General features: G+C 44.7%; 20 protein-coding genes. 15 read left to right on the top strand and 5 right to left on the bottom strand.

Features of this window, described 5'->3' with window-relative positions; all coding sequences use genetic code 11:
* The first annotated feature begins 186 nt into the window (after positions 1-186).
* A complete protein-coding gene (locus Q5691_RS19775; protein WP_333346498.1) occupies positions 187-1080 on the top strand; it encodes a DUF2382 domain-containing protein in 894 nt (297 codons plus the stop codon).
* Between the two features lie 300 nt (positions 1081-1380).
* Entirely contained in the window at positions 1381-2199 is an 819-nt protein-coding gene (locus Q5691_RS19770; RefSeq protein ID WP_333213271.1) for an ion transporter, read from the top strand.
* 18 nt (positions 2200-2217) lie between these two features.
* On the opposite strand, the gene Q5691_RS19765 is transcribed toward Q5691_RS19770, so the two are convergent.
* From Q5691_RS19765 to Q5691_RS19755, 3 genes are all read right to left on the bottom strand, one after another.
* Complete coding sequence (locus Q5691_RS19765) at positions 2218-3186, bottom strand: TIGR03885 family FMN-dependent LLM class oxidoreductase (protein ID WP_333213270.1); 969 nt, start codon at positions 3184-3186, stop codon at positions 2218-2220.
* Positions 3187-3378: 192 nt separating this feature from the next.
* A complete protein-coding gene (locus Q5691_RS19760) occupies positions 3379-4230 on the bottom strand; it encodes a DUF1206 domain-containing protein (RefSeq protein ID WP_333213269.1) in 852 nt (283 codons plus the stop codon).
* Between the two features lie 211 nt (positions 4231-4441).
* Positions 4442-4792, bottom strand: a complete 351-nt coding sequence (locus Q5691_RS19755) for an AI-2E family transporter (RefSeq protein WP_333346501.1) — start codon at positions 4790-4792, stop codon at positions 4442-4444.
* Positions 4793-5142: 350 nt separating this feature from the next.
* Here Q5691_RS19755 and Q5691_RS19750 point away from each other — a divergent pair, with 350 nt between their 5' ends.
* The 7 genes from Q5691_RS19750 (at position 5143) to Q5691_RS19720 (ending at position 11985) form a co-directional block, all read left to right on the top strand.
* Positions 5143-6003, top strand: a complete 861-nt coding sequence (locus tag Q5691_RS19750; protein ID WP_333311786.1) for a formate/nitrite transporter family protein — start codon at positions 5143-5145, stop codon at positions 6001-6003.
* Between the two features lie 93 nt (positions 6004-6096).
* Positions 6097-6711, top strand: coding sequence for a hypothetical protein (locus tag Q5691_RS19745; RefSeq protein WP_333213267.1), 615 nt, complete (start codon positions 6097-6099; stop codon positions 6709-6711).
* Between the two features lie 241 nt (positions 6712-6952).
* Positions 6953-7993, top strand: coding sequence for a hypothetical protein (locus Q5691_RS19740; protein ID WP_333346493.1), 1041 nt, complete (start codon positions 6953-6955; stop codon positions 7991-7993).
* Positions 7994-8045: 52 nt separating this feature from the next.
* Entirely contained in the window at positions 8046-8189 is a 144-nt protein-coding gene (locus Q5691_RS19735) for a hypothetical protein (protein WP_333346490.1), read from the top strand.
* Positions 8190-8339: 150 nt separating this feature from the next.
* On the top strand, positions 8340-9179 hold the full coding sequence (locus tag Q5691_RS19730; RefSeq protein WP_333213265.1) for a hypothetical protein: 840 nt from the start codon (positions 8340-8342) through the stop codon (positions 9177-9179).
* 178 nt (positions 9180-9357) lie between these two features.
* Positions 9358-9924, top strand: a complete 567-nt coding sequence (locus tag Q5691_RS19725) for a DUF3611 family protein (RefSeq protein WP_333213264.1) — start codon at positions 9358-9360, stop codon at positions 9922-9924.
* Positions 9925-10353: 429 nt separating this feature from the next.
* Positions 10354-11985, top strand: coding sequence for an alpha-amylase family protein (locus Q5691_RS19720; protein ID WP_333311787.1), 1632 nt, complete (start codon positions 10354-10356; stop codon positions 11983-11985).
* 23 nt (positions 11986-12008) lie between these two features.
* On the opposite strand, the gene Q5691_RS19715 is transcribed toward Q5691_RS19720, so the two are convergent.
* Entirely contained in the window at positions 12009-12974 is a 966-nt protein-coding gene (locus tag Q5691_RS19715) for an S-layer homology domain-containing protein (protein ID WP_333346487.1), read from the bottom strand.
* A 53-nt stretch (positions 12975-13027) separates the two neighbouring features.
* Entirely contained in the window at positions 13028-13951 is a 924-nt protein-coding gene (locus Q5691_RS19710; RefSeq protein ID WP_333346483.1) for a DUF2382 domain-containing protein, read from the bottom strand.
* Between the two features lie 489 nt (positions 13952-14440).
* Between Q5691_RS19710 and Q5691_RS19705 the strand changes: the two genes are divergently transcribed.
* The 6 genes from Q5691_RS19705 to Q5691_RS19680 all read left to right on the top strand — a co-directional run bounded on the left by Q5691_RS19705 (position 14441) and on the right by Q5691_RS19680 (position 20334).
* Entirely contained in the window at positions 14441-15052 is a 612-nt protein-coding gene (locus tag Q5691_RS19705; RefSeq protein WP_333346480.1) for a hypothetical protein, read from the top strand.
* Positions 15053-15207: 155 nt separating this feature from the next.
* Positions 15208-15759, top strand: a complete 552-nt coding sequence (locus Q5691_RS19700; protein WP_333346477.1) for an SH3 domain-containing protein — start codon at positions 15208-15210, stop codon at positions 15757-15759.
* 14 nt (positions 15760-15773) lie between these two features.
* Positions 15774-16895: a hypothetical protein gene (locus Q5691_RS19695; protein WP_333346474.1), complete on the top strand. Its 1122-nt coding sequence runs from the start codon at positions 15774-15776 to the stop codon at positions 16893-16895.
* Positions 16896-17231: 336 nt separating this feature from the next.
* Entirely contained in the window at positions 17232-18218 is a 987-nt protein-coding gene (locus Q5691_RS19690; protein ID WP_333346471.1) for a mechanosensitive ion channel family protein, read from the top strand.
* A gap of 20 nt (positions 18219-18238) precedes the next feature.
* Positions 18239-19564, top strand: a complete 1326-nt coding sequence (locus Q5691_RS19685) for a DUF2254 domain-containing protein (protein ID WP_333213256.1) — start codon at positions 18239-18241, stop codon at positions 19562-19564.
* A 17-nt stretch (positions 19565-19581) separates the two neighbouring features.
* A complete protein-coding gene (locus tag Q5691_RS19680; RefSeq protein WP_333213255.1) occupies positions 19582-20334 on the top strand; it encodes a hypothetical protein in 753 nt (250 codons plus the stop codon).
* Positions 20335-20494: the final 160 nt, after the last annotated feature.

Genomic DNA, 20494 nt, shown 5'->3' with positions numbered 1-20494 from the left:
TAGCAGGCATTCACTTTGTCTGAATATCATTATGTTATATTATACCACTATGCGTTTTAAATGCACAACAGCTTACTCATCGTACTATTCTGTTTTATTTAATACTTCATAAGAAGGAAGCATCAAATTTGAGTTATATCTAAAATGGAGGCATAAGTTGATGTAGATAGAAAGGGAAGGATTCCTATGTTACTTTACAAAATTGAAGATTTTAATCCCCACTACCGCGAAGCGGCTTTTAATGGCGAAGATATCAAAGGCCTGGATATCTATGCTGGAAATACAGATGAGAAGATTGGCTCCATCGATACCGCGCTAGTTGATGAGACAGGACGTTTCCGATATTTTGTTGTTGACACAGGTTTCTGGATTTTTGGCAAGAAGGTATTAGTTCCAGTTGCTCTTTGTCGAGTGGATGTTGATGCAGAGCGCATCTACGCGACGGGTTTGAAGAGTAAAGACCAAGCAGAAAGACTACCCAGGTATGAGGATGGAATGGTAGTTGATTACGATTATGAAGAACAAGTGCGGGGTGTTTATCGTACTCTAACGGTAGAAGGGTCTGCACCTGTAGAAGCATCATTGCCTATAGAAGCATCTGCACCAGTTTCTATGCCGCATTCTGTCTCTAACCAAGCTAGGGCTGCTGGTTATGATCGCAACACCTACACTTACGAACAAGAGCCTCAATTGTATCAGATGAACGAGCGCGAGCATCACAAATTCCGACTCTACGAAGAACGACTGGTTGCAGAAAAAAGCCGTCACAAAGCTGGCGAGGTAGCAATTGGCAAGCGAGTAGAAACCGAAACGGCACGAGTTTCAATTCCCACAGAAAAAGAGCGAGTTGTAATTGAAAGTATAACTCCAGGGACGGCAGGTGCGCCCGTAAATCGGGATACTCCATTCCAGCAGGAAAAGGTGATGCGTATGGAAGTTTACGAAGAAACTGCTGATATCAAAAAAGAAGCTTTCGTGCGCGAAGAAGTTAACATCAGGAAAGAAGTTGAAACGGAGATTGTTGAGGCAGCGGAAACACTGCGTCGCGAAGAGTTGGACGTGAAGAGGGAAGGACGTTAGAGTGGGAATGAATTTAACAAGGGTTTGTAGTTAGTTGCGCTGTCTTCGCCCGCATGAGCTGGGTCAGCTAAAAAGCTGGTAGGATACTTTGTTTTTAGGATGGTTTGGTCCAAGGGGTGCGGCAGCAGTTTTCTATGCCATGCTGGCGCTACGTAAAACGGGATTAGATTTAGATTGGGTCATTGGTTGCCTAATTTTTTGCGCGTCAATAATCCCCCACGGCTTTACTGCTGTGCCGGTGGCGAAAGCTTATGCTAAAATGCAGCGTAAAAGACTAAATTTTAATGATTTGGTAGGTAGATGAACAACCCCAACCTAGCCGAAAAACAAGCCATAGAACAAGAGCAAGGCCAGATTTTGCAACAGCTAGAAGATTGGCTGGAAGCTCCCATGCTGGTGCTGGCATTTGTGTGGCTAGCCCTATTTATTATTGAATTAACTTGGGGATTAAATCCACTGCTAGAAGTCGTTAGCACTACTATTTGGATTATCTTTATTGCCGATTTTCTAGTTAAATTTGCCTTGGCTCCCCGCAAAATTTCCTATATTAAAAGCCATTGGATAACGGCTTTTTCTCTGCTGTTGCCTGCTTTGCGTACCTTGAGGATTGTACGAGTGGTGCGAGCATTCAAAACAGCACGGGCTGTGCGAAGTTTGCAGTTGTTGCGAGTTATGACTGGTACGAATCGAGGGATGCGGGCATTAGCTGCGAGTGTTAGCCGTCGCGGATTTGGTTATGTCGTAGGACTAACGATAATTATTACCTTGGTAGGTGCAGCAGGGATGTATGCTTTTGAAAAAGATGTCGCCGATGGTTCCTCCGGGTTAAATAATTACGGCACAGCCTTATGGTGGACCGCAATGCTAATGATGACAATGGGTTCGGAATATTGGCCCAAAACGCCAGAAGGTCGCATACTTTGCCTTGTTCTGGCACTCTATGCGTTTGCGGTTTTTGGTTATGTAACTGCGACCATCGCCACATTTTTTATTGGTCGCGATGCAGAGGATGACGAAGCAGAATTAGCAGGAGGGAAATCAATTGCAGCACTTCAAACTGAAATTGCTGCCTTGCGGGCTGAGATGCAGCAATTATTAAATCAGAATTCAAAGTCTTGAATTAGGTAGATGCCAAGATCAATTTTTTGTCAGCGCTGGCACTACTTTTTCGCCAAATACCTCAATAAACTGCTCTTGTTCTCGGTTAACGTTGTGCAAAATTAGTTCATCAAACCCCAATTCAATATCTTTTTGCAACCACTCAATATGCTGCTCTTGGTCTGCCGATATCCGGACGTGTTGATATAACTCCTCTGGTTGCACAAACTCCCCGGCCGCATCAAATTGATCGGGTGTTATCAGTTCTGTCAACATTTTGCTTTTGAAGATGTTACTACGCCATTGATGATGAGCGCCTTGTAGTGCTTTCTCTGCATTACTGTCATAAGAAAGCTGCACTTTCAAAATCATTGGTTTCCCTTCTCCACCACCGCGACGAAACGCATCGACGACTTTTTTTAACTTTTCAGGTGGGCGAGAAGTAGTAATTAATCCATCTGCCCAACTGCCCAACCATTCTGCGGTTTCTGGGGTAACTGCCGCGCCGATAATTAATGGGAGAATTTCCGGGCGGGTATAAAGTTTTGCATCTTCTACGCACACTAAACCGCGATGGGTGACGGTTTCTCCTGCCCAAAGGGCGCGGATAATATGGACACATTCTTTGAGGCGCGTGTTGCGATCGCTCTTAGTAGGCCACTTATCCCCAGTAATATGTTCGTTCAACGCTTGACCGCTGCCAACCGTTAGCCAAAAACGATTGGGAAACATTTCTGCCAACGTTGCCACAGCTTGGGCAATAATAGCCGGATGATACCGCTGTCCGGGAGCGCAAACAACCCGATAGGAAAGCCTCGGCGTTGCTTGCATTGCTGCACCCAACCAAGACCAAGCAAAACCACTTTGTCCTTGCGCTTCACTCCAAGGATGAAAGTGATCGGAAGAAAGGGCATGGGTAAAGCCAGCTTGTTCTGCCATTTTGACATATTTCAGCAGTTCGCTGGGCTTAAACTGTTCGTGGGAAGCATGATAACCAATTTGTGCCATCAGTTTTTAGGAGTTTTGAGTTGAGTACGGGCGGTGCCCCCGTGCTCGCCCTGAGTTTTGAGTTAAAATCTCCAGACTTATAAAGTATGTGATTTTATCAGGACACCTTGTAAAATTTTTGAGCTTTGAGTTAGATAAGTTCTTAATTCAAAAAACTTGTTGTACTCAAAACTCTCTGTATAACGGGCAAGCTTATGAACGCAAAATTTTCCGATAGCGAGCTTCAATTACCGAGTAGATGCCATAGGCAATTAAACCCACAGGTACTAGAGCCAAAATCACTGGACTAAAAGGCTGTTGTGCTAGAATTCCCAACACATCGCCCAATCCCTTCGTTTGACTGGCATCCGATAACCTTGCTGCTTGAATTAAGAAAAAACCGATTATAACGAAAACAATTCCACGGGCAGCAATTCCGAATCGACCCAACCGTGTCGCCCAAGTTTGCTCGGTTTGGCTCATTTCATCTAGCTTGAAATGGCGACGAAATTTGGCTTTATATGCTTCGTAAAAATAAGAAAATCCTACACCAATAACAATTGAGCCTGCCAATCCTACCAGCCATTGTCCAAACGGTTGCGCTAAAATTTGGGCTGTCAAATCTTCGGTTGTATCGCTCTTACCACCGCCCGAACCCATTATCAGTTTTACAGCCGTTAAAGCCAAACCTGCATAACCTAAAGCACTTAAGGCGTAGCCAATGCGTTGGGCTATGCGCTTGGCATCCATTTTCTGTCCTTGGTGTTCTGGGTCGAGAATTGTCTGAACGATACGCCAAAGGGCATAACCAATAATGCCAATCGTTACAAGAAATAGCAGAAATTTACCGAAGGGTTGGTTAACAATTTCTGATAATGCACCGCTAGTATCTGTTGTCCTGCCGCCCATACTAAAGGCTGCTTGTGCTGCTAAAAAACCGACAATAAAGTAAACTAAGCCTTTGGAAGCATATCCCAATCTTGCCAGTCGCTCAAACCAGGGATGAGAAGCTGCCTGTCCAATTGAGTCTTTAATGCTGTCGGTGGGTGAGTTGTCCCGTTTCATATTTTGTATACTTTAGTTGTTAACGACTGCTGGCATAGGCAATGGTGCATTCCTTTCCAGTTAACTTGGTTCTTAAACAAACGATTTATATTATCATTTATTAATCTAATAATTACTTTGTTTAGAGATTTTTGTCATCTGTCTTGAGCGGGAGTCTCATCGGTTGATTGATTAATAAACTTCACATTAATTGGGCTTGACAAATATAGCTTTATGGGTTATTAACTGGCTCGGATGGAGCAGTCTGCCAGGGGTCTAGTATATCTTTGATTAAAACTTCTTTAACCCAGATTTGAATAACAATTAGAATTGGTAGCGCTAAAAATAATCCCAAAAAACCAAATAAAAATCCGAATGCTGTCAAGAGAGCTAAGGTGTAAGCGGGAAGCAGAGATACCTGCTTTTCCCTAATGATAGGTGTGACCAAGTTGCCTTCAATTTGTTGAATAGGGAAATCAAGCAACAACACCGCGCCTGCTTTTGAAGGCAAATTTAATAAAGCCAGCAGCAGCGGTGGACTTACGCTTAAAATTGCGCCCCTACAGGGAATTAAGGCTAGTATGAATGCCAGAATTCAGTCCACAAAAGGCAGTGAAACTTGCCAAACAAACAAACCAATAATGCTGGTAATACCAATAAAACTCATGCTTAATGCAACGCCTGCCAACCAAACACCTCTGTATGGGAAAGATTGTGCAAAATTAAAGCAAATAGCCAAATATCTTACTTAAGATATATTGCTTTTACCTTAAATTTTAAAATCACCAAACTTAAGATAGATGCTGCACGGCTAGTTTTTCTCTACAGAGACTTTTTAGAAAAATCCAAAGCTCATTCTCAGGTTAGGGGCGTGGCTATTGTTTAGTTTGTATGCTGAAAACTAGGAAGTTCATATAATTTAACGAGAGCGAGATGACACAAAATTGCGATCGAGCAAGCCAAGCAATAGAATTGCTGGGCCAACAAAAATTGGAACTCAGCGATCGCGATCGTGAAGAGATCATTGAGCGCATCCGTCCCACTGCCTTAATCATTCACGAAACGATTAGGGTTGAGGGTGAAAGTGAGTTGTGTCGTCCAGTTTCAGCCCTAGCTTGGTCTGGATTAGCGGCAGGACTATCTATGGGATTTTCCCTAGTGGCTCAAGGTGTACTCCAAGCAAATTTACCCCAGCAATCTTGGAGTTCTATCATTGTCAGCCTTGGGTACAGTATCGGCTTTGTCATCGTAGTGATGGGGCGTCAGCAGTTGTTCACTGAAAATACCTTGACTGTCATTCTGCCTTTGTTAAACGATCGCAGACGCAAAGTTTTTATGCGAGTGCTGCGATTATGGGGAATTGTCTTAGCAAGCAATTTGTTAGGTTCATTCATATTTGCCTCAATAGTTGCACAGGTTGGAGTCTTCCCGCCTGAATTTCAAAAAGCGTTTGGTGAAATAGGTTTAAAAGTTATCGATGGAGGATTTTGGATAACTTTATTGCGGGCTATCTTTGCTGGTTGGTTGATTGCTTTAATGGTCTGGCTTCTCCCCGCCGCTGAGTCTTCCCAACTCTGGGTAATTGTTATCATCACTTCCCTGGTTGGGCTAGGTGAATTTCCTCATATTATTGCCGGATCGGTGGAAGTTTTCTATGCCGTGGCAATTAAAGCTGTTTCGTGGCCAGAATATTTTGGCAAATTCATGATACCTACTCTAATTGGTAATATTTTAGGTGGAGTTACCTTGGTTGCTGCCTTAAACCATGCCCAAGTTGCTCAAGATGACCTCTAGAAAATGAACTCAAATAAACCACAAAAAGGGCATGGAAAACTCTGATTTTTTAGAGAAGTCGGGAATGTGTGATCTTAAGATAGACGGAGAGGGATGATGACTACAAACTGGCGTGGCTATAGAGTTACAGCTTGGGTAGGACAGGCGTTATTAACAATAGCAGTAATAGCTGCTCTGAGTCAGGGAAAATGGCAAAATGCCTTGGGTTTAGCTTTATTCTTAGTAGCATCCCTGGTGTTTGTGGTGATGGACGATCGCTTGCCAACGCTGTTTGATTTCCTGTTTGTGCTTGCTGCCTTACTCAACGCCGGAGGCTGGGTTTTCGGACTGTTTTACCAACCGGGGCTTTATGATGAAATTGTTCATGCTTTCACGACTTTTGCCGTGACTTTAGCATTGAGTTTTTTAGCGTACAGTTCAATGCTGACTATTTTTCGTAACCATAAAATGCTGTACTTGCTAACAATAACCAGTTTTGGGATTGCAATTGGTGCTTTGTGGGAAGTTGCCGAATGGACGGCTGGTATTGTTCTCTCAACCGAAGTGATTGAGAGCCTGAATGATACGATTATTGATTTGATTATGGATAGTTTTGGAGCTGCAATAGCTGCCATAACTAGCTTATGGACGTTGCAAGAATGGATGCGCCCCAGTGCGACAGTGGGGAATCAAGCATCTATCGCCAATAGTCCGAGCGATCGCACTTAACTCGCAAATTCATTATTTTTTACTCAAACATCTTTCATCAGATAGATATTTTCTTATTGCCTCCGACAGATGGCAAGCTTTTGAGAGTTGAGGTTAAATAGATATATAAGCAACGTTTTGAAAGAATGTAGAACGTAGAACACAGACAATCGACCCTTAGCAAAAGTAAAAATTTAATAATTAATTGAAATTTTCACATTATTACTGCAAGAGGTTGGTTGTTTCGATTTAGGAGGATTTTATGAAAATAAAATCATTTTCAACGGCAATTGGACTGGTTCTGTTGGGTTCAACCCTTTATTTACCGGAAATTGCTCAAGCTAGTCTCAAACCCTCTATCCAAGTAGCTCAACGAAGAGTAGTCGGCTCGGATATTGACAGTTTTACCGCATATCCAGTACAGCGATTAGAGCCAGGAACTGAACTATTTTTCGTGTTGCGAGGAGTCCCGTATTCGAGGGCTACCTTGACTATCCCCAATGCAGTGCAAAATCTGCCGATGCGGGAGGTTCAACCGGGAGTCTACGAGGCAAGCTACATGATTCGCGAGGGCGATCGACTTTCCGAAAATACAGTTGTGCGGGCCAATTTGCAACAAGGCGATCGCATCAGTAGCACCCGCTTGCAACAACCTCTAGTTGCTCGTTATAACGATCGCCGCTTTCAATCTTTGTCTATTAACCGCTTCACTGCTCGATCCGTACAGCAGTTAGCTCCGGGAACCACGCTCAATTTCAAATTGCTCGGCACTCCCAACGCTACAGCTAATTTCTCCATTGAAGGAGTTGCTAATAACATCCCCATGCGGGAAGAATCCAACGGCGTTTACACAGGGGAATATACGATCCGCAGCCAAGATTATTTCCCCCCTGCCGGTGTGGCGGTTACTGCTAGTTTGCAGTCGGGAAATCAAGTTATTCGTTCCCGTTTAGATCGAGAGCTAATTGCTACCGATGATGGCCGTTCCAACACTGCCGAAATCCCGCTAGAAATTATCACTCCCGAAGAAAATGCTCGCGTCAGCGGGACGGTGGAAGTGGAAGGACGCAGCGCCCCAAATGCGACAGTTAATGTCAACGTTCAAGCTACCTCTTCTGTGGCAGGTTTGTTTGGATTTGAACGAAATATCCTCGAACGCACAATTCGGGCGGATGAACAAGGTAAATTCAGTTTTGCTTTTAAGCCGACCATTTCTCTACCAGGAACCCGATACGAGGTGAATCTCAGTTCTAGTAGAGGCGATCGCACCAGTGAAGAAACGTTGGTACTGTTTCAAAATTGAGCAGCGACTCGCGACTATTTGCCCGCCCAAAGTCGGGCATACTGAATCCCGAATGCTAGCAGGTAAAGCAGAAATTGTTCTGCACAATCTACCAACGCCTTTGACTGTCACAATGGTGCGCGAAGATGGAGGGCTGCTGAAAGTTAAACCGATGTCTAGTTATGAAACAGGGATGGTAGCAGTTTCCAGAGATTAAACGAGTAACTTTGATCGCAATCAAGGGGTTTTAAGAATTCAACCTGATGGTTAACTCTTTTTGAATTCAGCAATAAAAAGACCGGGTTTTGAACACAAATTCATTAGTTTCATCAACAAAATACACAGAAAAAATCAAGGAGGTTTTTCAATGGTTAATAATCGTTTGAACAATTACACTCAAAAGCTCTCGAATGCTAAGGGAGGAGCGATCGCACTCGCACTAGCAGCTATGCTGCTTCCGGCTTGTACTACCCCACAGCGGCAAGCAACGGCACCTGTACCTGCACCTGGAACACCCGGTTCGGTTGCCACGACTACCGAGAATGTGGTTGATAACACAGCACAACTGCTTGGCAAAACTGTCACCATCAGAAGTGAACCAGTCAAAAAATTGGGGCCATCGACCTTTACAGTTAGCGATCAGGAGTTTTTTGGCAGCGAACCGATTTTGGTTGTCAATGCCACCGGCAAGCCTTTTGTGCTGCCGGCTGAATCAGGTCAAGAAGTTCAAGTAACGGGAACAGTTCGCAATTTTGTCCTTGCAGATATTGAGCGCGAGTACAAATTAGGCTTAGAGTCAAACTTGTACGCCGAGTACGAAAGTAAACCTGCGATCGTTGCACAATCGATGGCGCTAGCCCCCACACCGGGGGAACTCACCTCAGACCCCCAAAAATACTACGGCAAGACACTGGCGGTCAGCGGTGAAGTCGAAAGCCTCAGAAGTCCAAACTCGTTCACCTTGGATGAAGACAAATTAATTGGCGGACAAGACTTGTTAGTGATACACACAGTTCCACAACCAAGCGTGCGAGAAGGTGAGAAGGTTGCCGTAACCGGCGAGTTGCGTTCGTTTGTCCTCGCTGAACTTGAGCGGGATTACGATCTGCAATGGGATTTGACCTTGAAGCAGAAGCTAGAAGCCGAGTATACCAACAAACCTGTCTTAGTTGCTACAGGAGTATATCCCTCCGCGATTCCTGAGTAACCAATAGACCTCTCTCATAACTACTGCGGGGATTAGGGGGTAGGCATCCTGCCTGCCCTTAACGAAGTTTTCGGGAGATGTCTAATAGCTAACCACAAGGCGATCGCCAGGAAGACAAGCATAACCTCTTTCTTACCTCGTTTATTTTGATACTCAATTCAGCAATAAGGTGGATATAATGAATCAACCAGAATCCTTGTCGCAACCGCTGACCCAAAGCGAATTCGTCGCAACTTTTCGCTTGTTTAGTAGGTTTAGCTTCTGGATACAGTTATTCTTGGGTGCTGTTTCCGGCATAGTTTTAGTATTTGCTATGTTGGGTCGCAACATGAGCGAGCAAACCAATAATGCAGGTATTGGTTTCGGGGTAGTTTTAGCGATAGTTGGTCTGCTACTGCTGTGCTTTAGAATATTTTGGGATTTTCGCTATAGGCTATTAGGCCGACTTTTGCACGCCGAAAATTCCCAGGTATATCCCAGCAAAGAACATATTACTCACACCTTACGGATTGGATTAGTTTCTAGTTTGGTGGGGGTATTAATCGCGTTTGTTGCTTCAGAAGAAACAGTTGCTGTAGTGCTAGCGAAAACTCTTAGTCAACCCCAAGCGATGGCAGCTTATGCGCCAGAAAATGTGATTCGTTCCCTAGATATTTTTGTGACGATGGCAAACGTCAATCTGATTGGCGCTCACTTTTTTGGAGCTGTTACTTCTCTTGGGTTACTTAATTGGGTAGAAGATTAGTTGGCCGGATTGGCGATCGCTAAAGGCAAACACAACTCCCATGCCGTCAGCACTTACAAGCGCTGGCAGATTTAACTAATGTTTATGCTGGTGCACTGTCTTGGCGAAAGAGAGCGAAGACAGTGCAGCTACCAGCTAAACAAGTTGGCTATTGCAATAAAGATCTAAGCTGAAATTGGTAGCGATCGCTCCTGCTAATTGTAGTCAGACGTATCGACCCTTTTTTAATTGAAAAAACGTAAGGTATTATCTTGGTTTATGTTTAATATACCGTTATATTGAAATATTTTTAATTGGTACAAATACGACTTAAAACTATCTTCCGAAAGATGAGCTATACCCGTGGCATTCAGCTTCCTAAATTGCCCTGTGACTGGGTTTCTGAACACAGCCATGTTACACCGTTTCTCTATTAAGAAATTTACTGATATGAAAGACCTCTGGTATAAAAACGCAATTGTCTACTCCCTCGATGTTGAAACCTTCATGGACTCGGACGGGAATGGTGTCGGCGACTTTCAGGGACTTATCAACCGCCTAGACTATTTATCCGGGCTAGGAATTACTTGTTTGTGGTTGCTGCCGTTTTATCCTTCCCCTAACCGGGACAACGGTTATGACGTGATGGATTACTACAACATTGATCCGAGACTCGGAACCCTGGGAGATTTTGTCGAGTTCATGCACCAAGCAAAGGAACGAGGAATTCGCGTGCTGATCGATCTAGTAGTAAATCATACGTCCCATCAGCATCCGTGGTTTGTGGCATCCAAAAGCGATAAAAACTCGAAGTATCGCAATTACTACGTGTGGTCAGAAAATCCACCCAAAACAGATCCAGAATTGCTGGTGTTTCCCGATGCTGAGGACAGTATTTGGGAGTACGACGAACACGCAAACGCTTACTATTTGCATCACTTCTACAAAGAACAGCCAGATTTGAATATTGCCAATCCGGCGGTACGAGAAGAAATCTGCAAAATTATGGGTTTCTGGCTAGAACTGGGCGTGTCTGGATTTCGCATTGATGCTGTTCCCTTTTTAATTGAAGGAATTGGCATCGAAGGTGCAGACCCCGAAAAGCTGCGAGGTTTCTTGGAAGAAATGAGAGATTTTGTGTCATCGCGTCAGGGTGATGCTGTGTTGCTGGCAGAAGCAAATGTCGATCGCGATCAAATTCCTGTCTACTTTGCTAAGGGCGACAGAATGCACATCCTGTTCAACTTTTTGCTGAACCAGCATCTGTTTTTGGCCTTGGCGCGTCAAGAATCCACAGCATTGCGCGATGGACTAAAAACCTTACCGGATATTCCTGATATTTGTCAGTGGCTTAATTTTGTGCGCCACCATGATGAACTGACGCTAGACCGCATTACTTCATCGGAACGAGAGGAAATTTTTGCAGCGTTTGCCCCTGAGAAAACTATGCAAATTTTCGGGCGCGGGATTCGTCGCCGCTTACCACCGATGATGGGAGGATCTCGCCGCCGGATTGAACTAATCTACAGCTTGCTGTTCACCCTCCCTGGTACACCCATGCTGCGCTATGGCGAAGAAATTGGCATGGGCGATGACCTTTCGCTGGAAGGTCGAGACAGCGTTCGCACCGTGATGCAATGGTCAGATGCACCGAATGGTGGCTTTTCGACGGCTGCAACTGATGCCCTTGCCAGACCTGCGATCGCGATCGGAGAATACGGTTACAAACAAGTCAATGTCGTTGCAGCGCAGCGCGATCCGGCCTCATTAATTAACTGGATGGAACGTGCAATCAGCATCCGCAAGCAATGTCCTGAGTTGGGTAGGGGCAAGTGGCACATTCTCGAAACCGACTCTCCCTCGGTGTTAGCCCACTGCTGCGACTGGCAAGGCAGGACGGTGATTGCTGTCCACAATTTAGCCGACAAACCTTGTACCGCTACGCTCAAATCTCACGAATACAGCAATCTGTGCGATTTATTTGGCGATCGGCTGTATGAATCTCTCGATGCCAAATCGCCATCTATTCCCTTAGAAGCCTACGGCTATCGCTGGTTTCGAGTCAATCGAATCCAGGGGTAAAAAAGTTAAAGTTGATGGGAGAACTAGCGACGTGGACTGTTAGGAATGTACTTAGCAGTATTCTTGTCTGGAAGCGGTGCTATCTGACCTTGATTGACCAAAGCTTGATGAATTAGGGCAGTAGCACTACCCCGACTCAGCAACTCGTTCGGATTAAGAACTCTGGGATCTGGATAGTTGACCACTATCTTTGCCTTTGTCGCTGCTGCCACGGGTTCAACCGCATATTTAGGAAGTTTCTCGGCATCTTTATAGTACGAAGTGAGAAAATCTAATGCCGAATTTTTAGCAGGCGCAGTTGCAGCTTTTGTCGTTGTTGGTGGAACAGACTTAGCCGATTTAGGTGCGGGCGCAGCCGCAGGCTGCAGCCTTGCCACTACAGGTAATAACGGCTGCATCAAAACAGTCGCTGCAAGGGGAAATGCCAAACGGTTCCTAGCAATTCGACGTTTATTTACTGGAGTTGGGCTTGCTGGAGTTGCAGCAGCTTGATCAGTTTTGACAACAGGGGGATTGAAATCCATATTTAAACCCCTCATTAACACAACTAATGCTTGTGCCTTAGTCAATGGCTGCTTCGGACGAAACTCATTTCCGGGAAAATCATTCATAAATCCCGTTTCATAAGCTTCTTGAATCGGAGTTTCTGCCCAGTAGTTTTTAGGCACATCCTTAAAGTAACTTCCACTCGGTATCTTTCTAACGCTTGCTCGATTAAAAGCTTGGCGGATCATCGCCGAAAATTCATCCCGATCTACAGCTTGTTTGGGTCTAAAAGTTCCGTCTAGATATCCGGTAACAATCTCTTTTTCAGCTAAGGAATCAATAAACGGACGCGCCCAGTAATTCGGCGGTACATCAGGAAATTTCGATTTAGCTTGTTGAGCAGCAACTTGCTGGGAACTTAGCACAAAGCCAGTGCCACTGACACTAACAGCTAAAGCTAAAAAGGCTACGCTGATTGACGGTAAATGCCTGCGAGTAGACATGATAAATTTCCTCCTAATTTTTGCATTTTTTTTAACGATACTCTTTGGCTGAGTTAAAGCGGATTACTTTTTTTACCCTCCGAATCCCATGCTGTTTTTTTTACATCTAACTCTTCGCGACGTACTGTGTCTCTTGCCTCAACCGTATCTTGCTCAACTTCTTTTCTGATTTGCACTTCCTCGCGCACGAACGCTTGCTTTTTGATATCCACACTTTCTTCGTAGATTTCAAAATGTGCCATTTCTTCTTGCTTGAAGGCGGTATCTGGGGTTACTAGACTCCCTGCAGATTCTGGAGTTGTGTGCTCAATCACAATTCGCTCTTTTTCTACAGGAACTTCCAGTTTTACCCTTTCGGTTTCAACTTGTTTGCCAATTATTACCTCGCCTGTTTTGCGACGGGTTTTATCTGCAACTAATCGTTCTTCGTACAGTTTGAGTTTTTGATGATCCTGTTCGTTCATCTGATACAATTGGGGTTCTCGCTCGTAAGTATAGGTATCCCGATCATAAGCAGGATTAGTAGCTTGATGCGAGACCGAATGTGTTGTAGAAACTCGGACAGGTGCTTCTAAAGGTAATGATGCTTCTACTGGTACAGACGCTTCTACTGTTGAAGTTCGATAAATACCCCGCACTTGTTCTTCATAATCGTAATCAACTGCCATTCCATGCTCATACCTGGGTAGTTTTTCCACTTGGTTTTTACTCCGCAAACCTGTAGCGTAAACACGCCGCCCATTAAAATCAATGTGACAAAGAGCGATGGGAAGTAAAACTTTTTTGTCAAAAATCCAAGAACCAGTCTCTACCACAAAATAGCGGCAACGTCCTGTCTCATCTACCAGCACAGTATCGATCGTGCCAATTTTATCATCGGTACTTCCGCCATACACATCCAGTCCTTTGATATCGTCGTCCTCAAAAGCGGCTTGGCGGTAGTTGGGATTAAAATCCTCAATTTTGTAAAGTAACATAGTTGTTTCCTGTACTATCTACATCAACTTGTGTACCTACTTTAGATAGATATCAGCTCTAATACTTCCTTCTTATGAATGATTCAGCAAATTGAAAATCATCAAGATAGCGATATTTTTTTGTATTTTTCTATCTTTAGGTAGATGAATTTAGATTTCCTGTACTCAAAGAGGTAAATTTATCTAATCATTCGTAGGTTGGGTGGAGCCAGCCTACAAGGTTTCTGCCAGCAACTCTCACAAGGATTTATTAGGTTTTACGATCACATTAACTAGGGGATATCCTACAAAATTAAGGGCATCTCTAAAGGATCTGCTGGTTTTTTTTAAAGGAAGTTTCGATTTTATAAGCGAAGTTACTACTTTTGATATTTAAAATTTTTAACTTAAAAATATTATGCCCATCGGTAGATATTCTGGTAATGATGATTAAGTAAAATTAAATTACCTTCAAGAAAAAAAATGACGTAACGCAGGGGTTAATCTTTTATGACTTATCCAGATCGATCGGGCAATCCACTCACTGAGCCTACAATCGTCAATCCGCTGGTGGATTACCACGATCAAGTGAGGTGGGGGCCAATTTTGGCAGGAATTGCGATCGCTCTGGGTACTCAACTACTTTTAAGCGCTTTGGGAATGGCGATCGGATTAACCGCAGGTGCAACAGGGGCGGATGCAGGTTCCGTTGGTATTGGGGTCATAATTTGGTCGATTATCAGTTTGCTGATTTCCCTATTTTTGGGAGGTTGGGTGATGGCTCAAAGCTGCGGCCCGATGACCAAGAAAACAGCATTTTTGAATGCAGCAATTCTTTGGGGAGCTACATTAGCACTTAGTGCTTGGTTATTAGGAAGCGGGATATCGGGTGCTGTTGGCGCTGCGGCTGCTAATGCTGGAGAAATTGCCAATCAAGTACAACAACAGGGCGGCGTTAATATACCCAATCAAGCGCCGAATGTAGACCCAAATCAAGTTCGCGATCTAGCTGGTAATACAGCTAAAGCTACTTGGTCATTTCTACTTGGCTCTTTGCTGAGTTTGGCAGCGGCAATGATGGGTGGTGCTGTTGGCGCTCGCAAACCTCGCGTTTATGCTTGATTAGCGATGATAAAACCAGAAAATTCAACAAGCACACCAGCGAGTCGAAAGATTTTATACCATTGTGATGATGATTCATCCTTTCTTGGAGAAGATGAACAAGCTAAAAACCTTTTCTAAGGTTTTGGCATAGAGATTTAAAAGGAGATAAAGCGATGCAAGAGCAGAGGATCTGGCAAAAATATATAAGGTTAACAAGTTCGAGCTTGTTAACGGCAACGGTTTTAGTTGCTCCCTCCTTCGCCGCTGATACAAATAAAATGCAGATTCAAGGTGAATCTTTACTAGCGCAAGTACCGGATAGCTGTCGCCAGGTTATTGCGAGGAATGGTCTTAATGTTCGGCGACAACCGACGGCTAACAGCGAAGCGGTTGGTATCATCGGTTCCGCACGAAATGTGACGATTCAAAGTCTTGGTGAGAATGGCTGGGTACCAATTACAGCCCCGCTACAAGGCTACGTATATGGTGGTTTTCTCGGAATGTGTGAAGCCGCAACCGCCCCGCCTCCTACTAACTGCCGCCAAGTTGCAGCAGCCAGAGGAATTAATGTACATCAAGCACCTTCCACTGATGGGGAAAGGGTTGGAGTCGTCGCGAGTGGACGAAGAGTGACGATTGAAAGTATAGGAACAGATGGTTGGGTGCCGATTACAGTGCCTCTGAGAGGCTACGTCCAAGCAGAAAATCTGGCGTATTGTAGTTAATTGAAAAAACAGTGATGGATGACCAATCAAACCCAAAAAAAGAAACTAATTCACAGCAAAAACCTGGTTTGTTAAATTTCATTGCCGAGACAACAGAATCTGCACTGAATACAGGTAAAGCGGTTGTTGACACAGCAGTTGATTGGGGGGAAGCTGCTGCTAAACAAACTTATCGATTGATTGGACAAGCGACGCAAGGAACCGGAGATGCGGTGACTTATGTTGGTAATCTTCCCTTTGTTAAACAAGTAGCAGGGGTACTCAGGCTTGATTGGTTAGTTGGAGTCAGCGATCGCATCGACTTAGCCAAAGCGGAAGCTCAAGTCAAGGAACTCCAACAAAAGTATCCCAATGAATATCCCAGCGAAATTGCCCATCGCATTATGGTGGAAAAAGCAATTCACGCCGGTGGTGTTGGATTTGCTAGCAGCATTTTACCCGGTGTCGCGGCTGCACTGCTGGCGATCGATTTAGCCGCAACTACTGCGATTCAAACCGAAATGGTTTATGAAATTGCCGCCGCTTATGGGATGGATTTGCAACAGCCAGCCCGAAAAGGCGAGGTTTTGGCAATTTTTGGGTTAGCGCTAGGCGGTAGCAACGCCATGAGAGCTGGTTTGGGCTTTTTACGCAATGTACCGCTGGCTGGCGCGATGATTGGTGCGAGTACCAATGCGACGATGCTGTATGCGCTGGGATATGCGGCGCGCCAGTTTTACGAAGCCAAAGTGAGGGAAGATACTGAAGAACCTGGAACCGAAACGCTGCAAGCGATTCAGCAACAAAGCGAGAAATATCTTGATGTTGCGATCGCGCAGCAAGCAGGGATGGATCAAATTATGGTTCACATGATTTTGGCAAGTTATCCCAACAAAAACTGGGAAGATATTCTGCCAGAATTGAAGGCATTGCAATTAAATGCCGATTCTCTCCAAAGGATTGCTGCTAACATCAAGTCCCCCAAACCATTGGGTGCATTGTTAGAGCAACTTAACCCGGACTTTGCAGTACCGCTATTAGCTCAATGCCGTCGCATTGCCGAAAGTCGCGGAGAGGTTTCCGAAGCAGAACAGAGGGTACTGGATGCGATCGCACAAAAACTCAACGGTCAAGATGTGGCTTCGATCTCCACTTGAAAAAAATTGTTGGTGCGTTAGCTTTCTGTTTAACGAATCCTCCCCAATATTTACTGTTGCTGTGTAAGTCCTAAATTAGCCTCACGTTACAGTAATCTCCAGCATTAAGATAGAGTTTGACAGGGCTAATTTTAATACTATCAATAACGACTGAGATCAATTCCGACCTGCGCCGGAATGATATCAAATCCGCGCTTCCGGAGTCGGGCGTAAAGTCGAATCAAGCTGCCAACAAATAATTCGCGCAATTTTCATTTTTTTGACTCACAGTCAACAGTCAACAGTCAACAAGCATTCCGGTGCAACCGGAATCGATATGATGCAAGAGGAAGTTTTATGACAGCAGAAATATCCGGAGTCTGGGACAAGATTCAGAGCATGATCAATGGCTTCATTATCCTGCTGCCTAATATGGTACTAGCGTTAATTGTTTTTGCAATCTTTTTCTTTGTTGGCAGGTCAATTAAGAGAGCGGTCAGGCAGCTTACCCGCAACCACCGCCAATCCCGGAATTTGGGACTCGTGTTGGGAAGGTTAGCGCAGGGTATTACTGTTCTGGTTGGTCTGTTTATTGCCTTGTCGATTGTAATTCCCACATTTAGAGCAGGCGATTTGGTGCAACTGCTGGGAATTAGCGGGGTAGCGATTGGTTTTGCCTTTCGCGATATCTTACAAAACTTCCTAGCTGGTATCCTAATTCTTTTGACGGAACCGTTCCAAATCGATGACCAGATTGTGTTTAAAAGCTTTGAGGGAACGGTAGAAAATATTGAAACTCGCGCTACAACAATCCGAACCTATGATGGTCGCCGGATTGTAATTCCCAATGCGGAATTGTTCACCAATTCTGTTACTGTGAATACCGCCTTTGAGAAACGCCGGATGCAATACGACGTTGGTATCGGCTACGGCGATGATATTCAGCGAGCCAAGCAGTTAATGATGGAAGCCCTGCACAGTGTGGAAGAGGTTTTGAATGACCCTGCTCCTGACGTGTTGCTGATGGAACTTGCAGGAAGTACCGTCAATATCCGCGCTCGATGGTGGATTGCTCCGCCGCGACGAATGGACGATCTGCGATCGCGGGACAAGGTACTTTCTGCGATTAAGGAAAAGCTGACTGCTAATGGCATCGACTTGCCCTTTCCTACGCAGCAAATTTTGTTTCACGACCAAACAGAAGAGACAGATGGCGATCGCAAACGTCAACGCGAAGGATGGCCCGCTGGTAATCGCGAAGTTCCCAAACCCCGCAGCATCAGCGGTTCTCTGCGACAACTAATTGAACAGCGATCGCAACAAGACGGCAACGGCAACGGATAATCTTAACCCCACCCCAACTCATGAAAAATGTCAAGTTAAGCAAACTTTGGGACTCGCTGCACTCTAGCTACTGGTTTATCCCAACGTTGATGGCGCTGGGGTCGATAATTTTAGCGATCGCCATGCTGGCACTTGACCGCACTGGTAATATACCAAACTGGAGGTGGATTTACACGGGTGGAACCGATGGTGCGCGATCGGTTCTTTCATCGGTTGCCGGTTCAATGGTCAGCGTTGTTGCTACAGCTTTTTCCATTACTATTGTGGCGCTTCAGTTGGCGAGCTCAAATTTTGGGCCCCGATTGCTGCGTAATTTTATGCAGGATACGGGCAATCAGATCGTGCTTGGCACTTTCATTGGCACGTTTATTTACTGTTTGCTCGTACTGCGAACCATTCATGCAGAAGGAGAAGGATACAGTCTCTTTGTACCCCAACTCTCGGTTACAGTTGGTACCGGATTGGCAATTGCCAGTATCGGCGTACTGATTTACTTTATCCATCACGCATCAACCATTATTCAAGCGTCTCATGTAATTACTCAGGTTAGTGGAGATTTAGACAAAGCTCTAGATCGTCTGTTTCCCGAAAAAATCGGAGAAGGTAAAGTGAACAACTCGCGACAATTGGGAGCAATTCCTGCAAATTTTGACTCAGAAGCAAGTCCAATTAAAGCCACGGGCGAGGGTTATTTGCAAGCAATCGATGACAAGGAATTAATGAAAATTGCCCGTCAGTACAATCTGCTTGTAAGTCTTACAACTCGACCGGGAAAGTTTATCGTCAAGGGCAGCGATGTAGCGATGGTTTCCCCGGAAAAACAGGTGAATCAAAGCCTGAAACAACAGATTAACGATGCTTTTATTCTGGGCAAAGAACGGACTGAATATCAAGATGTAGAATTTCCCATCGATCAGTTAGTTGAAATTGCCTTGCGTGCGATTTCTCCTGGTATCAACGATCCGTTTACTGCAATTCGGTGTATTGATCGACTCAGCGCCGGATTATCCCGCCTCGCTCAAAGGGATTTTCCCTCCCCCTATCGCTACGACGATGAACAGAATTTGCGCGTGATTGTTGAAGGAGTGACCTTTGAAGGGTTAGTGGATGCTGCCTTTAACCAAATTCGCCAGTACAGTAAATCAGATGTGGCGGTAACAATTCGCTTATTGGAAGCTATAGCTTGCATCGCCACTTACACCCGCAATTCCCAACAACGAGAAGCTTTACGCCGTCAGGCGGAGATGATTTTAAATAGTAGCCGCGAACAAATCTCTCAGGAGCAAGATCGGAAAGATGTGCAAGAGCGGTATCACCAAGTCATTAAAGCTTTAAGCCAGGATTAATTTAGTAGAGCAGAATTATGGTAATAACAACAGCTTTACGATCGGCTACTAATACTTTAGCTTTAACCGCGCTGATTGCCATTGGTTTAGCGCTGACACATTTATTTTTCGGCAAGTTGCGATTTGCTTCTATTCCTCGCAGTGGCTGGCTTTCAGCGGCGAGTGGGGTTTCGGTAGCTTATGTTTTTGTGCATATTTTACCGGAATTAAATCTGCACCAAGCGGTATTAGAGCAAGTAGACGCAGGAGTTATTTCTTATCTAGAACACCACGTTTATTTAATAGCTTTGTTAGGATTGACTGTATTTTACGGCTTGGAACGAATTGCAAATTTATCTCGTCAGCGTGGCAAAGAGGATGTGACCAGTCTTGGTGTTTTTTGGTTGCACATTGGCTCTTTTTCAATTTACAACGCTCTGATTGGCTATCTGCTGCTGCATCGGGAAGAACCGGGCCTTACCAATCTGCTGTTGTTTTCTTGTGCAATGGCCCTGCACTTTGCAGTGAACGACTCTGGTTTGCGGCAACATCACAAGCATATTTATGACCGCATCGGACGCTGGATACTAGCAGCAGCTATTATTGTGGGGTGGGTGTTGGGTAGCGCTACTGAGATTGGAAAAACTGCGATCGCAGTTTTATTTGCTTTTTTAGCCGGAGGAATTGTTCTCAACGTCCTCAAAGAAGAATTGCCAGAAGAACGAGAAAGTCGGTTTTGGGCATTTGTCCTTGGTGCTGGAATTTACACGGCTCTTTTATTGGCTTTGTAGAGGAATCAAAGGCAGCCCAAACGTTCGAGGTTAAAACTATTTGAAGGAGCCAATCGTTCTTTCAGACGCAGTTTAAGATTACCGGGATAATTTTTCCGATCGCTGCTACCAACTGCGACGGTATTAACAGTCTTAACTTTAGCCAAATTTCTGAGTTATC

Origin of the sequence: Microcoleus sp. w1-18aA5, from assembly GCF_036701705.1 — a bacterium.
Lineage (GTDB): Bacteria > Cyanobacteriota > Cyanobacteriia > Cyanobacteriales > Microcoleaceae > Microcoleus.
The sequence above is the reverse complement of the archived record's forward strand: the minus strand, read 5'-3'. Positions and strand labels throughout refer to the sequence as shown.

What these genes read in the sequence shown, in the direction of transcription:
- Q5691_RS19680 (WP_333213255.1), top strand. Translation starts at nt 19,582, where the DNA reads ATGGTAATAACAACAGCTTTACGATCGGCTACTAATACTTTAGCTTTA.
- Q5691_RS19720 (WP_333311787.1), top strand. Translation starts at nt 10,354, where the DNA reads ATGAAAGACCTCTGGTATAAAAACGCAATTGTCTACTCCCTCGATGTT.
- Q5691_RS19745 (WP_333213267.1), top strand. Translation starts at nt 6,097, where the DNA reads ATGATGACTACAAACTGGCGTGGCTATAGAGTTACAGCTTGGGTAGGA.
- Q5691_RS19765 (WP_333213270.1), bottom strand. Translation starts at nt 3,186, where the DNA reads ATGGCACAAATTGGTTATCATGCTTCCCACGAACAGTTTAAGCCCAGC.
- Q5691_RS19710 (WP_333346483.1), bottom strand. Translation starts at nt 13,951, where the DNA reads ATGTTACTTTACAAAATTGAGGATTTTAATCCCAACTACCGCCAAGCC.
- Q5691_RS19725 (WP_333213264.1), top strand. Translation starts at nt 9,358, where the DNA reads ATGAATCAACCAGAATCCTTGTCGCAACCGCTGACCCAAAGCGAATTC.
- Q5691_RS19690 (WP_333346471.1), top strand. Translation starts at nt 17,232, where the DNA reads ATGACAGCAGAAATATCCGGAGTCTGGGACAAGATTCAGAGCATGATC.
- Q5691_RS19750 (WP_333311786.1), top strand. Translation starts at nt 5,143, where the DNA reads ATGACACAAAATTGCGATCGAGCAAGCCAAGCAATAGAATTGCTGGGC.
- Q5691_RS19770 (WP_333213271.1), top strand. Translation starts at nt 1,381, where the DNA reads ATGAACAACCCCAACCTAGCCGAAAAACAAGCCATAGAACAAGAGCAA.
- Q5691_RS19740 (WP_333346493.1), top strand. Translation starts at nt 6,953, where the DNA reads ATGAAAATAAAATCATTTTCAACGGCAATTGGACTGGTTCTGTTGGGT.
- Q5691_RS19685 (WP_333213256.1), top strand. Translation starts at nt 18,239, where the DNA reads ATGAAAAATGTCAAGTTAAGCAAACTTTGGGACTCGCTGCACTCTAGC.
- Q5691_RS19760 (WP_333213269.1), bottom strand. Translation starts at nt 4,230, where the DNA reads ATGAAACGGGACAACTCACCCACCGACAGCATTAAAGACTCAATTGGA.
- Q5691_RS19715 (WP_333346487.1), bottom strand. Translation starts at nt 12,974, where the DNA reads ATGTCTACTCGCAGGCATTTACCGTCAATCAGCGTAGCCTTTTTAGCT.
- Q5691_RS19735 (WP_333346490.1), top strand. Translation starts at nt 8,046, where the DNA reads ATGCTAGCAGGTAAAGCAGAAATTGTTCTGCACAATCTACCAACGCCT.
- Q5691_RS19695 (WP_333346474.1), top strand. Translation starts at nt 15,774, where the DNA reads ATGGATGACCAATCAAACCCAAAAAAAGAAACTAATTCACAGCAAAAA.
- Q5691_RS19705 (WP_333346480.1), top strand. Translation starts at nt 14,441, where the DNA reads ATGACTTATCCAGATCGATCGGGCAATCCACTCACTGAGCCTACAATC.
- Q5691_RS19700 (WP_333346477.1), top strand. Translation starts at nt 15,208, where the DNA reads ATGCAAGAGCAGAGGATCTGGCAAAAATATATAAGGTTAACAAGTTCG.
- Q5691_RS19730 (WP_333213265.1), top strand. Translation starts at nt 8,340, where the DNA reads ATGGTTAATAATCGTTTGAACAATTACACTCAAAAGCTCTCGAATGCT.
- Q5691_RS19775 (WP_333346498.1), top strand. Translation starts at nt 187, where the DNA reads ATGTTACTTTACAAAATTGAAGATTTTAATCCCCACTACCGCGAAGCG.